Origin of the sequence: Kangsaoukella pontilimi, from assembly GCF_009830125.1 — a bacterium.
Lineage (GTDB): Bacteria > Pseudomonadota > Alphaproteobacteria > Rhodobacterales > Rhodobacteraceae > Kangsaoukella > Kangsaoukella pontilimi.
Genome location: NZ_WUPT01000001.1, coordinates 1,234,626 through 1,249,246 on the forward strand (window position 1 = coordinate 1,234,626; position 14,621 = coordinate 1,249,246).

At 63.6% G+C, this 14,621-nt stretch carries 15 protein-coding genes; all 15 read right to left on the minus strand.

Annotation, left to right across the window (positions count from 1 at the left end):
- Positions 1 to 1,062, minus strand: a complete 1,062-nt coding sequence (locus tag GQ651_RS06115) for an ABC transporter ATP-binding protein (protein WP_160763296.1) — start codon at positions 1,060 to 1,062, stop codon at positions 1 to 3.
- A gap of 79 nt (positions 1,063 to 1,141) precedes the next feature.
- The gene (locus GQ651_RS06120) at positions 1,142 to 2,881 is read right to left on the minus strand and encodes an ABC transporter substrate-binding protein (RefSeq protein ID WP_160763297.1); all 1,740 of its coding nucleotides are present in this window, start codon (positions 2,879 to 2,881) and stop codon (positions 1,142 to 1,144) included.
- Between the two features lie 250 nt (positions 2,882 to 3,131).
- Entirely contained in the window at positions 3,132 to 3,986 is an 855-nt protein-coding gene (locus GQ651_RS06125) for an amidohydrolase family protein (RefSeq protein WP_160763298.1), read from the minus strand.
- An 11-nt stretch (positions 3,987 to 3,997) separates the two neighbouring features.
- On the minus strand, positions 3,998 to 4,849 hold the full coding sequence (locus GQ651_RS06130) for a fumarylacetoacetate hydrolase family protein (protein WP_160763299.1): 852 nt from the start codon (positions 4,847 to 4,849) through the stop codon (positions 3,998 to 4,000).
- A 10-nt stretch (positions 4,850 to 4,859) separates the two neighbouring features.
- A complete protein-coding gene (locus tag GQ651_RS06135) occupies positions 4,860 to 5,591 on the minus strand; it encodes an SDR family oxidoreductase (protein WP_160763300.1) in 732 nt (243 codons plus the stop codon).
- A 15-nt stretch (positions 5,592 to 5,606) separates the two neighbouring features.
- Complete coding sequence (locus GQ651_RS06140; protein ID WP_160763301.1) at positions 5,607 to 6,797, minus strand: UxaA family hydrolase; 1,191 nt, start codon at positions 6,795 to 6,797, stop codon at positions 5,607 to 5,609.
- Positions 6,794 to 7,102 carry a UxaA family hydrolase gene (locus GQ651_RS06145; RefSeq protein ID WP_160763302.1) on the minus strand — a complete coding sequence of 103 codons (309 nt, stop codon included), beginning with the start codon at positions 7,100 to 7,102 and terminating at the stop codon, positions 6,794 to 6,796. The genes GQ651_RS06140 and GQ651_RS06145 overlap by 4 nt, the downstream gene beginning before the upstream one ends.
- Position 7,103: 1 nt before the next feature.
- Entirely contained in the window at positions 7,104 to 8,213 is a 1,110-nt protein-coding gene (locus GQ651_RS19030; protein WP_319637339.1) for an enolase C-terminal domain-like protein, read from the minus strand.
- A 1-nt stretch (position 8,214) separates the two neighbouring features.
- Entirely contained in the window at positions 8,215 to 8,865 is a 651-nt protein-coding gene (locus GQ651_RS06155) for an RraA family protein (protein ID WP_160763303.1), read from the minus strand.
- On the minus strand, positions 8,858 to 9,187 hold the full coding sequence (locus GQ651_RS06160) for an L-rhamnose mutarotase (RefSeq protein WP_160763304.1): 330 nt from the start codon (positions 9,185 to 9,187) through the stop codon (positions 8,858 to 8,860). The genes GQ651_RS06155 and GQ651_RS06160 overlap by 8 nt, the downstream gene beginning before the upstream one ends.
- A 1-nt stretch (position 9,188) precedes the next feature.
- The gene (locus GQ651_RS06165) at positions 9,189 to 10,310 is read right to left on the minus strand and encodes a mandelate racemase/muconate lactonizing enzyme family protein (protein WP_160763305.1); all 1,122 of its coding nucleotides are present in this window, start codon (positions 10,308 to 10,310) and stop codon (positions 9,189 to 9,191) included.
- Positions 10,310 to 11,404 carry an ABC transporter ATP-binding protein gene (locus GQ651_RS06170; protein WP_160763306.1) on the minus strand — a complete coding sequence of 365 codons (1,095 nt, stop codon included), beginning with the start codon at positions 11,402 to 11,404 and terminating at the stop codon, positions 10,310 to 10,312. Before GQ651_RS06170 ends, GQ651_RS06165 begins: the two co-directional genes overlap by 1 nt.
- A 3-nt stretch (positions 11,405 to 11,407) precedes the next feature.
- Positions 11,408 to 12,265: a carbohydrate ABC transporter permease gene (locus GQ651_RS06175; protein ID WP_160763307.1), complete on the minus strand. Its 858-nt coding sequence runs from the start codon at positions 12,263 to 12,265 to the stop codon at positions 11,408 to 11,410.
- Entirely contained in the window at positions 12,265 to 13,182 is a 918-nt protein-coding gene (locus tag GQ651_RS06180; RefSeq protein WP_160763308.1) for a carbohydrate ABC transporter permease, read from the minus strand. The genes GQ651_RS06175 and GQ651_RS06180 overlap by 1 nt, the downstream gene beginning before the upstream one ends.
- A gap of 82 nt (positions 13,183 to 13,264) precedes the next feature.
- Positions 13,265 to 14,596, minus strand: a complete 1,332-nt coding sequence (locus GQ651_RS06185) for an ABC transporter substrate-binding protein (RefSeq protein WP_160763309.1) — start codon at positions 14,594 to 14,596, stop codon at positions 13,265 to 13,267.
- Positions 14,597 to 14,621 lie beyond the last annotated feature (25 nt).

Here is a 14,621-nt window from a genome sequence, read left to right on the forward strand (position 1 = left end):
TCAGGCCACCCTCTTTCCGTCGGTGCCGAAGTACCGGCAATGTGCTGGGTCCATGTAGAAAACGTGATCCTCACCCACCTGATAGGGATGCACGCCAGACGCCAGTGACACCCAGGCATCCTCGCCCAGACGGAAATGCGCGCTGGAATCCGAGCCCGATAGCTCGGTGACCAGGACTTGCCCCTTGAGCGCGACGTCGCGATCGCTCCGTTTCTGGGGTGTCACGCGATGCGGACGGATCGCGACCGTGTAGGGACCGTCGGGCAGGTTGGCCGCCGCGCCGTCCAGCGCCCAGGCAACACCGGTTGAGAGGCGCGCCTCGTTGCCCGCCTTGGTCACGGCGGCGGCGTTGATCGGAGGGTCGGAGAAAACCTGCGCCGCGCGCAGGTTGTCGGGGTTCCGGTAGATCTCGGCAGTGGGTCCGAACTGGGTCACCTGCCCGTCCGCCATCAGCGCGGTGCGGCCGCCCAGCAACAGCGCCTCTTCCGGCTCCGAGGTGGCATAAACCACCACGGACCCGCGCCCGGCCAGAAGCTCGGGCAGTTGCTCTCGCAGCTCTTCGCGCAGCTTGTAATCGAGGTTCGCCAGCGGCTCATCGAGGAACACCGCGCGGCTTTCCTTGGCGATGGCGCGCGCCAGCGCGGTGCGCTGCTGCTGGCCGCCCGACAATTCGCTCGGCCGGCGGTGCAGCATGGGCCGAAGTTGCAGAAGATCGGCCGCTTCTTCCACCCGGCCCTGAATTTCGCTCGCCGCCATACCCGCCACGCGCAGGGGCGAGGCGATGTTCTCGAAGACCGACATATGCGGATAGTTCACGAAAAACTGGTGGACGAGGCTGATATTGCGCTTCTGGGTCGAGACGCGGCTCACGTCCTCGCCATCCATCAGCACCTTGCCGCCTGCCAGAGGGTCGAGGCCGGCCATCAGCTTGATCAGCGAGGTCTTGCCCGATCCCGTGGCGCCCAGAAGGACGTTGAAATGCCCGGCCTCAAGCCTGAGCGTCGTCGGTTTGATATGGGTGATCCTGCCGACCACCTTAGTCGCGTTCTGAAGCTCGATCATCCCCGGCGTCCCAGTTTTCGCAGGTCATGGTGAAGGCCGCCGCGCGATGCGGCGACCTTCGTCTTGGGTGGGAGGGCGCTTACTGGGCCTGCCAGCGCGCAACGAGGTCGTCGTAGTTGACCGTCTCGCCCTGCGGCTTCTCGTTGTCGAGCTTGGCCTTGGGCGCACCGGGCTGCGACAGCCAGTACTCGGGATCGCGCTCTTCGTTCAGGCGCGGACCGCATCCGCCATAGACGCCGGCGGCCTCGTCGGCCTGCTGCATCCGGGCCATGGTGATGTCCATCTCTTGTGCAAGACGGTCCATGGCTTCCTGAGCGGTGAAGGCGCCCGAGTTCACGTCACCGATCTGCTGCCACCAGATCTGGGCCAGCTTCGGATAGTCCGGCACGTTGATGCCGGTGGGCGACCACGCGACCCGGTCGGGCGAACGGTAGAATTCGACCAGACCGCCCAGCTTGGGCGCACGCTCGGTGAAGGACTCGTGGTTGACCGAGCTGTCACGGATGAAGGTCAGACCCACATGGCTCTTCTTCACGTCGACCGTCTTCGAGGTGACGAACTGGGCATAGAGCCAGGCCGCCTGCGCACGATCCGACGGGGTGGACTTGAGGAAGGTCCAGGATCCCACGTCCTGATAGCCGACCTTCTGGCCTTCGGTCCAGTAGGGGCCGTGCGGGCTGGGGGCCATCCGCCAGAGCGGGTTGCCATCGGCATCGACGGTGTTGTTGCCCTCGGACTGCGGCTTCACCATGTCGGCGGTAAAGGCGGTATACCAGAAGATCTGCTGGGCTACGTTGCCCTGGCTGAGCGCCGGAAGCGACTGGTAGAAATCGTAGGAGGCAGCACCCGGAGGCGCATAGTTCCGCAGCCATTCGTCCCATTTGCGGATCGCGTAGACCGCCGCCGGGCCGTTGGCCGCACCGCCGCGCGAGACGCTGGCGCCGACCGGATTACAGGTGCCCGCTTCCATGCGGATACCCCATTCGTCGACCGGCACGCCGTTCGGCTCGCCCACGTCACCGGCACCGGCCATCGAGAGCCAGGCGTCTGTCATCCGCCAGCCTAGGTCGGGGGCACGCTTGCCATAGTCCATGTGGCCATAGATGCGGGTGCCGCCGATTTCCTGCACGTCGTTGGTGAAGAACTCGGCAATGTCCTCATAGGCCGACCAGTTGACAGGAACGCCCAGCTCGTAGCCGTACTTTTCCTTGAACGCGGCCTTGTTGGCCTCGTCGTCGAACCAGTCCTTGCGGAACCAGTAGAGGTTCGCGAACTGCTGGTCGGGAAGCTGGTAGAGATTGCCGTCCGGACCGGTGGTGAACTGGATGCCCATGAAGTCATCGAGATCCAGCGTCGGGCTGGTCGTCGCCGCCCAGTCACCCGCCATCTGCTCGGTCAGGTTGTAGGCAAGCTGAAGCCGCGAATGCGTGCCGATCAGGTCCGAGTCGTTGACGTAGCCGTCATAGAGGTTCCGGCCCGTCTGCATCTGGGTCTGAACCGCCTGCACGACCTCGCCTTCGCCAAGGATCTGGTGGTTCACCTTGATGCCGGTGATTTCCTCGAATGCCTTGGTCAGGACTTCGGACTCGTAGCCATGCGTCGGAATGCCTTCCGACAGCACGTTGATTTCCATGCCCGAGAACGGCTGTGCGGCGTTGATGAACCACTGCATCTCGGCCATTTGCTCATCCTTCGACAGCGTCGAAGGCTGGAATTCCTCGTCGATCCACCGCTGTGCTGCCGCTTCATCGGCAAAAGCGGTACCGTACCCCGCAATGACGGCACCAGCCGCCACGGCGGAGAGAAGATACTTGCGCATCTGTCTCCTCCCTAGATGTTTTCCCGTACTCTGACGGATGACGAGAGACTGGCGTCAGCGAATGCTTCTTGTCAAACTAAAAAATTAGTAATCAATGCGCGACGGTACGTAACGCGCTGTTTACCCTAGGGTATTTTCGCAAAAACATGGTGCTCTTGTGAATGGAGCGCCGTGAAAGCCGCCGCTCCGAAACGGAATCGCGCATTGATACCGACGCGGGCAATGCTCGTTCTGACCGGTCGTCAGACGATCAGCCTGCGGTCACTCCATAGACACGTGCCGCCGTTTTCCATCCGATGGCATCGGCTTCATCTGCAGACAAATCCGACAGGATCGCCTGCGTCACGTCCAGCCACTTGGGAAGCCCCCCGCCCAGGTCCACCACCGGCCAGTCGCTGCCCCAGACCATCCGGTCGGGGCCGAAGACCTCAAGCACATGGTCGATATAGGGCTGGATTGCCGCGCGGTCCGAGGCATCGGGCGCGCAATAGGCCAGAAGACCCGACAACTTGCAGACCACGTTCGAGCGCCCGGCAAGAGCCGCCATGTCCTCGCGCCACGGGTCCAGCCCGCCCCCTGCGATGTCCGGCACGCCGCAATGGTTCAGCACGAACGCCGTGTTGTCACAGGCCCCGACAAGATCCAGCCCGATGCGCAACTGCTTCGGCAAGAGGCAAAGATCGAACGGCAGACCGCGTGCACCGATAGCGCTGACATTGCGTCGGAACGTGTCGGTTGTGGAAAGGTCATCCGGCATCACGTGAAGAATGCGCCTATAACCGACAACGCCCAGCCCCGCGCATTCGTCCAGCCAGTCGGTGAAACCCGCGTCTTCTTCGGGCCGGCATGACGCGATGATCCCGGCAATCCCGCTGCCATCGGATGTCGCGAGGTCCGCAACGAAGCGGGCCTCGGCCTTGTAGTCGGCATCGTCGACGCCCGTTTCCATGAACAGCGTCGCCGTAACCCCGCCGCCGGCGGTCAGTTCGGCATAGCGCTCCACCGGGAAGGGTTTATCCGCCAGGGCCGGAATACCGTCGGTCCAGCCATAGCCCGCCACATCGGGGTAGACGAGGTGCTGATGCGTATCGATGAGCCGTACCATGGCTGGTCTCCTTATCCTTCGGGATCGCTGATGACATCCTGTCGCTGCTGTCCGAGCCCTTCGATGCCAAGCTCCACCACATCGCCGGCCTTCAGATAACGCTGCGGGTTCATGCCGAGGCCGACGCCCGGCGGCGTCCCGGTCGAGATGACGTCGCCCGGATGGAGCGACATGAACTGGCTGAGATAGCTGACCACATGCGCCACACCGTAGACCATCGTGCAGGTGGAACCGTTCTGCATCGTTTCCCCGTTCACCGTAAGCCACATGGACAGGTTCTGCGGATCGGCAACCGCGTCACGCGTCACCAGCCAAGGCCCAAGTTGCCCGTAGTTGTCGCAGCTCTTGCCCTTCGTCCACTGGCCCGCCCGCTCGATCTGAAAGGCACGCTCCGAGACGTCATTCGTCACCGCATAGCCTGCCACATAAGACATCGCGTCTGCCTCGCTGACATATTTGGCGCGTGTGCCTATGATGACGGCCAGTTCCACCTCCCAGTCGGTCTTTTCGGACCCGCGGGGGATGATGATCGGATCGTCCGGGCCGCAGATCGCGCTGGTGGCCTTCATGAAAATCACCGGCTCTGGCGGCACGTCCAGCCCGCTTTCGGCGGCGTGGTCGGCATAGTTCAGACCGATGCAGATGAATTTACCCGTGCCCGCCACGCAGGGGCCAAGTCGCACGCCCGGATCGACTGCGGGAAGCGCTGCGGGGTCGACCCGCCGGATCGCGTCCAGACCAGCATCCGACAAGACAGCGCCCCCGATATCCGCAACGACACCGGACAGGTCACGGATCGTGCCGCTCTCGTCCAGAAGACCGGGTTTCTCGGCTCCGGGCTCTCCAAATCTCAGTAGTTTCATACTCGTATCCTCAAGAATTCGACCAGCCGCCGTCGATGATCTGGGCGGTTCCGGTGGTATAGGCGCTTTCGTCGCTGGCCAGATAGACGACCAGCGCGGCGATTTCCTCGGCCTTGCCGATCCGGCCCATCGGCTGGCGTGCGACAAAGGCGGCATGGGCAGCGTCATAGTCACCGGTCGCCGTCAGGCGTTCGGTCAGGGACGGGCTTTCCACGGTGCCGGGGCAGATGGCGTTGCAGCGGATGCCCTGTGTCACGAAATCGGCGGCAATGGCCTTGGTCAGCCCGATCACGGCGGCTTTCGTCGCGCCGTAGACGAAGCGGTTGGGCGCGGCGATGATCGACGATGCGACCGAAGACATGTTGATGATGGACCCGCCGCCGGCGTCGATCATACCCGGCAGAAATGCGCGGCACATCCGGTACATGGCCGTTACGTTCAGATCGAGCGAAAAGCCCCACTGTTCCTCGTCGCAGTCGAGGATCGTGCCATTCGCCACGAAGCCCGCGCAATTGAACAGGATGTCCGGTGCGCCCACGCGCTCGACCGCCGCCCCGACCGACGCAGCATCGCGCACGTCGAGACGAAAGGTTTCGACGCCGGCCAGCGCTGCAAGTGCCTCTTCGTTCACATCCGTCGCGAAGACCCGCGCGCCCTCGCGTGCCATGGCCAGCGCCGAGGCGCGCCCGATCCCCTGCCCCGCTGCCGTCACCAGCGCCGTCTTGCCTTCCAGTCGTCCCATCGTCTCTCCTTTGCGTCAGACCGGCAGACAGGCCGGTCCGATCGGTTCGAATGTCTTGTAGGTCAGGATGAACTCGGCATGACCGAGTGCCTCCGACTTGGTGCGCGCGCCGCCCGCCACGTTCAGCACAGCGTCGAATATTTCGTCGCCTACGTCATCCAGCCCCGCATCGCCCGTGATGATCCGGCCCGCGTTCACATCCATATCATCGCTCAGACGGCGATACATGTCCGGATTGGCCGCGATCTTGATCACGGGCGAAATCGCCGAGCCCACGACCGAGCCGCGCCCGGTGACGAAAAGCGTCATATGCGCGCCCGAGGCCATCATCTCGACGATCTCGGCATTGTCCGAAATGTTGGGAAAGCCGAAGCGGACCGGCCCGTCCGGCACCACGTCCATCAGGTAGAGACCGCCCGAGGGTGGAATGTCGCCCGGCTTGATCAGGCCGCTGATTGGTGAGGCGCCGGATTTCGCATAGGCGCCCATCGACTTTTCCTCGATGGTGGTCAGCCCCCCATCGGCGTTCCCGGCAGCAAAGCTGCCATAACCGAGCGTGGCGTAATAGCGCGCGGCCTTTTCGACCGAGGCGCGCAACTCCTCGCCAAGCTCGGGCGTGGCGGCGCGTGCGGCCATGATGTCTTCGCAGCCGATAAGTTCGCCCGTCTCCTCGAAGATGCAGGCGGCGCCCGCCTCGACCAGACAGTCAAAAGCCCGTCCCGCCGCCGGGTTGCCCGAGATGCCGCTCGTCCCGTCCGAGCCGCCGCAGACGGTGCCCACGACAAGATCGGAGACATCCATCGGCACCTTCTGCACTTGGGCGATCTCGCCGACCGCACGGGCCAGAAACGCCTTGCCCGCCTCGATCGTCGCGCGCGTGCCGCCCGCCTTCTGGATCACCAGCGTCTCGACGGGCCGGCCGCTGTCGCGCACGACTTTCTCCAGTTTCACACGGTTGAAGCTCTCGCAACCGAGAGACACCAGAAGGACCGCGCCCACATTGGGATGGGTGCAGAGCCGCTCCATCATCCGTTGCGCATATTCGTTCGGGAAACAGCCCGGAAAGCCGATCAAATGCGCATTCTCCCGGTCGCTTGATGCGATCTCGCGGGCGACGAAATGGGCGCATTCCACGAGGTAGGCCACCGCCACCACGTTGCGGATGCCCTTACGCCCGTCGGTACGCTGGTAGCCCATCCAGCTCATGCGACTTCTCCCTCTTCCGTCAGCGCATAGGTCGGCGTGTAGTCGCTTTTGACATTGTGCAGATGCACATGCTCACCCACCGATATCGGCACGGTAGCCGAGCCGATAGACACCCCATACTTGAGGACCTTGTCCCCCGCCTCCATGGGCTTCCGCGCAACCTTGTGACCCATCGTCACCGCCTGAGCCAGCGCGACCTGCTGCCCGCCGATCATGAGCTCTTCGCCCTCGGCAATCGCGCAGCGTGCAACCGCAACCGTGTCTCCGGGTGCCAGCACGATCAGCCTGTTGTCGGTCTCGGCCATGTCAAAGCTCCTCGATTGTGCAGGCGTCGATCATGTCCCAATCCAGACCGATCCCAAGGCCAGGCGCCTCGCCCAGCCGCGCGATGCCGTCGGTAACCGGCAGCGGCGTCTCAAGTCCGAAGGAAAACGGCTCCGTCGGCCAGAGAAGCTCGAAATAGCTGTTGTTCCTGACCGCGCCCGCAAGGTGCAGGTTCGCCAGTTCTAGCGGATGGAAGATCGTCGTGTGCAATTCGCAGTTCATATGGAAAGCCTCGGCCAGACGCGCGGTCTTGAGCGCGCCGGTGATCCCGCCAGACCAGCTCACATCGGCGCGGACCGCATCGACGACCCGGTCGCGGATACACTCGGCCACGGAATAGGGGTGTTTGGTCAGAACCTCGGTCCCGACAACGGGAATATCCAGCACGCGGGTCAGTTCCCTGAGTGCGCTGAAATTCTCGTCCGGCAGAGGCTCTTCCAGCCAGAGGTATCCCAGCCGCTCCAGCACGCGCCCGAAGCGCACCGCTTCTTCCAGCGTGTGGCACGCGACCGGATCGGACATCAGCGCGAAATCCGGCCCGACCGCGTCGCGCACCGCCTCATGAATTTCGATATCCTCCGCAAGCGAACGCCCCGGAGGATGAATCTTGTAGGCCTTTAGCCCCGCCGCATGCACCGCCCTTGCCTCGACTGCGTAAGCATCCGCATCGGCCAGCACCATAGACGAAGCGTAGACCGGCAACTCCTGACGCGCTCCGCCGATATAGCGCCAGAGCGGCTGGCCCGCCGCCTCGGCTCCAAGGATCCAGAGGCACGTATCTACGGGGCCATAGAGATAAAACGGCAGGTGATGCCACCAGCGGTCGGCCACACGCCAGTCATGCCAGAGCGCCTCGCGGTCGAGCGCATTCCGCCCGACGAAGAACGGTCTGAGGGACGCCGCCGCCATGTGTCCTGCGCCAATGGCCGAGCGCCCGGCGAAACCGAACATGGACGCCGAAAGCCCGCCCTCACAAAGCAGCGTGAAGACCAGGAATTCCAGCCCGGCGTCGGACCCGCCCTTCCGCCACGCATCGCGCCCGAAGGCCGCGTCGCTTCGGCAGCAGCGGATATCGAGCGCCTCGATCCTCACCTCAGAACTTGCCCCATTTCAGATAGGCTTCCTGCGGATCCATGCCGCCCACGATGGCGGTGCGGACCTTGCTCTCGGTCTGCATGGCCTCGGTGGACTTGCCGATCACCTCGTCCAGATGCTCGGCGGGGACACGGACCATGCCGTCGCGGTCTCCATGAAGCCAGTCACCCGGACGGATCAGGACGTCGTCCATATGGATGTCCACCTCGGTCGCGGTCGGCAGCCATGTGCCGACCACGTCCTTGGGCGTGTGATGCGTGCGCCAGCAGGGAAAACCGAGACGAAGGATGAAGTTCGCATCCCTCAGCCCGCCGTCCAGAACGCAACCCAGAACACCCTTGGCGTGCAGCGTCTCGGCGGACAATTCGCCCATCTGTGCCAGCGCGTACGTATGGGGCTGCGTCGTCCAGATATGCCCCGCCGGACAGGTCGACAGAAGCCCGGTCCAGGCCAGCAGCGTCTCGTGCGGATCGGCCGTGTCGTCCTGCCGCCCTTCGATGGTAAATGCGGGCCCGCAGAGCGTCATCTCGGGCTGAAGAGGCGTGATCCGGGGCGGCAGGGTGAAGTTCCTCAGCCCCATCGCGCGCATCACGTCATGGACGACGCTGGTGTAGCACTGACCGAAGGCTTCGACGCGCGGGTCAGTCATGGTGGAAGACCTCTTCCATCATCGACCACCACTCGCCCTCTTTCCGCGTCTCCAGCGGCGCCTGCATGGGCATGCAGACATCCCACCATTCCTGCGTCTTGGGGTCGGCCGCCATCTTGGCGGCATCCGCATCGAAATCCGTGCCGTGATACTCCCAGTATCCGAAGAGCAGGTTCTCGGGCTCCTTCAGGTAGATCGAGTAGTTCCGGATGTTGCAGGCCGAGATCATGGCAAGGATCTCGGGCCATGTCTCGGCGTGAAGGCGTTTGTAGGCGTCGATATGCTCGGGCTTGATCCCGATGACCATGGCCATGCGCTGCATCTCAGTCTCCCTTTCCCTCAAGCGTGGCGGACAGGCCGTCGACCGCGCGGGCGGCGATGGCGTCCCAGTCCCAGTCGATCCCCAGCCCCGGCGCCTGCGGCGCATGCGCCCGCCCCTCGCGGACGTCGAGCCGCGAGGTCGTGATGTCGTCAAGCTGCGGGATGTATTCCAGCATCGGCGCGTTCGGCACCGCACAGGTCAGGCTGACATGCAGTTCCATCAGGAAATGCGGACAGATCGAGACGTTGAACGCCTCGGCCAGATGCGCCGCCTTCAGCCAGGGCGTGATGCCCCCGATCCGTGCGACGTCGGCCTGGATGATGTGGCAGGCGCCAAGGCTCAGATAATCCTTGAACTGACTGAGCGAATACATGCTCTCGCCCACAGCGATTGGCACCGAGGACCGCGCCGCAAGCTCCCGGTGCGCTCCCACGTCATCGGCCGGCATGGGCTCCTCGAACCAGCCGATGTCGAACTCGGCCAGCATGTCGGCGCGGCGGATCGCCTCCGACAAAGCAAAGCTCTGGTTCGCATCGACGAGGATGGCGTAATCGTCCCCCACCGCCTCGCGCACCGCGGCCAGCCGCGCGCGGTCCTGCGCAAGGCTTGGCTTGCCGATCTTGATTTTCGAGCCGGAAAACCCGGCTGCCTGCATCGCGAGCGCATCTGCCACCAGCTCGTCGGTCGGGATGTGGAGCCATCCGCCCTCGGTCGAATAGAGCGGCACTGACGATTTCGCGCCCCCCGCCATCCGCCAGAGCGGCAGCCCCGCGCGCCGGCAGCGCAAGTCCCAGAGCGTGGTGTCGATGGTGGCAAGCGCCAGCGAAGTGATCGCACCGACGGCGGTCGCATGGGTGGTGAAGAGAAGATCGCGCCAGATGCCCTCGATCTCTTCGGCCTCGCGGCCCATGAGCCGGGGCAGAAGCGTCTCGCGGAGAAGGCTGATGACCGCCGGTCCGCCCGTCCCGATCGTATAGGCGTAGCCGGTGCCGGTGGCACCCTCGTCGTCGGTCAGCGTCAGGATCGGCGTTTCCTGGCTAACGAAACTCTGGATCGCATCCGTCCGCACGACCTGCGGCGCAAGATCGACCATCAGAAGCTCAGCTTTGACGATCCGCGCCATCAGTCCGCCGCCACCGAACGGCCCGTGGCCGCGTCGAAAAGATGCGCCTTCTCGAGCGCCACGTCGAAGACCAACCGTTCACCGGGCGAGACCGGGCGCGGGCCGTACATCTTGCCCTGCGCCTCCTGCCCCGCAATCGTGGTATAGAGGATCGTCTCGGTCCCGAGCGGCTCGGACAGGATCACTTCCAGCTCCATCTGCGCCCGTTCGCCGCCCTCGGCGATGCCGTGGCCCTGAGGGGTCAGGTCGTCGGGGCGAAGGCCGAAGGTCACCTCCTGTCCGTCCCGCACCTTGCCTGCCAGACGCGACGGGACGGGCAGGCTCTTGCCATCGGTGAAATGCACCGCGCCGCCGCGCACGGTCGCAGGCAGCAGGTTCATGGGCGGCGATCCGATGAAGCTGGCGACGAAGGTGTTGAGCGGGTGGTCGAAGACCTCCATGGGCGTGCCCACCTGCTCGATATTGCCGTCCCGCATGATCACGATGCGGTCGGCCAGCGTCATCGCCTCGACCTGATCGTGGGTCACGTAGACCACTGTCGTCTTTACCTTCTGGTGCAGCTTCTTGATCTCGGTCCGCATCTGCACGCGCAGTTTCGCATCGAGGTTGGACAGGGGCTCGTCGAAGAGGAACGCCTCGGGATGGCGCACGATGGCACGGCCCATGGCCACGCGCTGGCGCTGTCCGCCCGACAACTCGGCCGGCGTCCGGTCGAGAAGTGCGTCGAGCCCCAGCGTCTCGGCCGCCTCGGCCACGCGCTCTTCGATCATCTTGGGGTCCTGCTTGGCGATCTTCAGGCCAAAACCAAGGTTTTCGCGGACCGACATATGTGGATAGAGCGCATAGTTCTGGAACACCATCGAGATGTTCCGCTTGCGCGGCGGCAGGTCGTTGACCACGTCACCGCCAATGCGGATGGCACCGTCCGAGATATCTTCCAGCCCCGCGATCATGCGCAGCGTCGTCGACTTGCCGCAGCCCGACGGACCGACCAGCACCACGAATTCGTTATGGGCGATCTTCAGGTCGATGCCATGAACGACTTCCAGCTTGCCGTAGCGTTTGACGACCTTGTCCAGTGTGATCTCAGCCATGCCCTATCCCTTGACGCCGCCGAAGGTCAGCCCGGCGATCAGATGTTTCTGTACGAGGAAGGTCAGGATCAGCGCCGGGATGATGATGATCACCGCCATGGCCGACATGCCTGCCCAGTCGATTGTGAATTGCGCCGTGAAGTCCATGAGACCCACGGGCAGCGTCTTGCTGTCGGTCGAGCGTGTGAGGTTCGACGCCAGCGCGTATTCGTTCCAGCTTGTGAGAAAGGCGAAGATGCCCGCGCTCGCGATACCGGATTTGGCCAGCGGGAACTCGATCTTCCAGAAGGCCTGCCAGCGGGTGCAGCCGTCGACCTGCGCGGCCTCGCTCATTTCCTTGGGGATCTGGCGGAAAAACCCGTCGATCAGCCAGATGGTGAAGGGCACGTTCAGCGCCACGTAGACGATGATAAGCCCCGGCTTGGTGTCGATCAGCCCGAGCTTGGACCAGATGATGAAGACCGGAAGAGACAGCGCGATCCCCGGTACCGTCCGCGACAGCATCAGGCCTAGGAAGATACCGTTCTTGAACCGGAAGCGGTAACGCGCGAAGGCGTAGCCGCCCGACATCCCGATCAGAAGCGCGATGGCCGTAGAGGTCAGCGCGATGATGAGCGAGTTGGCGAAATAACTCGGCACGGGGATCGCCACCTGATCGGCGGCGAAGCCGAAGATCTTGGCAAAATTGGTCAGGCCCGGGTCTTCGGGTATCCAGACCGGCGGCTTCGCCAGCACCTCGGCATTCGGCCGAAAGGCGGTCAGCACGACCCAGAGCCCCGGCACGCACATGATCACCATGAGCACGAAGGTCAGTATCCAGAGCGCCACCTTCCCGGCGGTTTTCCTAAAGGGAGTACGCATCAGTCCGCCCCTCCCATATAGCGCCGCGAGGCGATGAGCTTGGTGAAGAAGTAATAGGTGAAGGCGATGGACAGGATGATCGAGATATAGCCCATGGCGTTCGCCTGCCCCATCCGGGCGTTGTCGTAGCCCGTCCGCGCGATCAGCGTCCAGAGAAGCTCGGTCCGGCCTGCAGGCCCGCCGCCCGTCATCACGTCGACGATGTCATAGGCCCGCGCCACGTCGAGAGACCGGATGGTCATGGCAATGAAGACGAAGGGCATCAGGAAGGGCAGCGTGATGTGGCGGAACACCTGCCACGCGTTGCAGCCGTCTACCTTGGCCGCCTCGATCGGGTCGCGCGGCATCGCGAAGAGACCCGCCAGCAGCAGGATCGCAAAGACCGATGTGCTCATCCAGACCTCTGCGAAGATGATCGCGAAATTGGCGAGATAGGTGTCCACCAGCCATGGGATCGCGCCGTCGCTCAGACCGAGGCTTTCCAGCGCGTTGTTCAGGATGCCGATATTGTCGTTGAAGACGAACTTGAACTGATAGCCGACAAGGATCGGCGAGAACATCATGGGGAACATCATGATGGTCCTCAGCGTCCGCTGCCCCCAGGTGATCTTGTTGATCAGAAGGGCGATGCCGAGGCCGAGAAGAAATTCGAGGTTCAGCGCGATGGTCAGGAAAACGATGGTTCTGACAAAGGCCGCCCAGAAGTCGTCATCCCCGAAGATGCGCTCGTAGTTTCTCAGCCCCACCCATTGCCACAGGCTTTCGGGCCGGATCAGCCGGTAGCCCGTGAAGCTCGTGTAGAACGAGAAGATGAGCGGCAGAAGCACGACGAAAAGGATCGTCAGGATCGCCGGCAGAAGCAGCAGATAAGGCGTGTATTTCTCGCGCTGCCAGAATGGGGGGCGTTTTGTCTGCATGACCCTCGGATCGCGGTTCAGTGTGTGCGGAATTCGGTGCGGGCGGCGACAGGCCGCCCGCGCCAGGCTCGGGAGTTAAGCCTTAGAGGTAGCCGGCGTCCTCCATGACGATCCGCGCGGCATCGGCGGCCTCGTCAAGCGCCTCCTGGGCTGTCATCTCGCCAAGGATCGCGGATTGCAGGCGGGGCCAGATCTCGTTCGAGACCTCGATCCACGGTGCGATCAGCGGCGGGGTGAAGGCGTCTTCGGCCATCGACTGCGCGTAGGTGTCGAAGACCTCGACAAGGAAGTCGTTGCCGTCGGCTGCGAATTTGGCCTTGGCATCGTCCCAGACCTTGGCGCGCGTCGGCAGCAGACCCGCCGTCGCCTCGATCATCTGGCTGTCATGGTTGGTCAGGAAGGTGACGAACGACGCCGCCGCATCCTTGTTGTCACAACCTTCGGTGATCGAGAAGGAATGGCTGCCCGACCAGCCCGAGCGCAGACCGCCCGACCCTTTCGGCGCGCGAACCAGCCCGATATCCCCCGCGACCTTCGAGTTCGCCGGATCGTTGAAGAACGACGCCCAGCCCGCCCAGTCGAGGTTCATCGCGACGGTGCCCGAGGCAAAGCCAAGCCCGGTGTCGTCCCAGAGATAGTTCAGCACGCCCGCCGGCACGGCCTGCGCGTCATAAAGGTCCTTGAACCACTGGACGGCCTCGACGCCGGCCTCCGAGTTGAACGTGGGCTCCCAGTTCTCGTCGAAAAGCTGGCCGCCATTGGCAACGAGCATCTCGTAGAACCGGCCCGTGATCGCCTCGTCCTTGCCGACATACTGGGTGCCGTAAAAGCTGGGCGCGTCCGCGAAGAAAATCGCCTGATCCTTGAACTGGTCGAAGGTCTCGGGCGGGGCAAGGTCATAACCGTACTCGGCCTTGAACGCGGCTTTGTTGTCCTCGTCCGCATAAAGCGACTTCTTGTAGAACAGGTTCGAAATGTCGGAATGCCGTGGAAGCTGAACGAGACGGCCATCCACGGTCGAGTTCTGCAGCGCCAGTTCCTGGAATTCAGCCAGCGTCGCCTCGCCGATCAGCCCGTTCAGGTCTGTATAGATCGTGCCGTATTGCGGCGCGAAGCTGGTGTGGTTCGATCCGACGCACCAGTCCAGCGTTCCTGCGGCGATGTCCTGCTTGATCTCGCGGTCGAGTTCGAAGTGGTTCTTGCGGCTGAGCACGTCCACGGTGGCGCCGGTCATCTCTTCCCATTCCGAGATGCGCGCATAAAGCGGCTCGTACTGCGCGCCGCCGATCAGCTTCACGCGAAGCGTGTAGCCGTCGAAATTGCCGTAATCGACGTCTTCCGCCGAGACGGCCCCGGCGGCAATGCCGGTCAGCGCCGTCGCGGCGAGCAATGTCTTCAATGTTCTTGTCGTCATGTCTGTGTCCTCCCTGGGATATGAC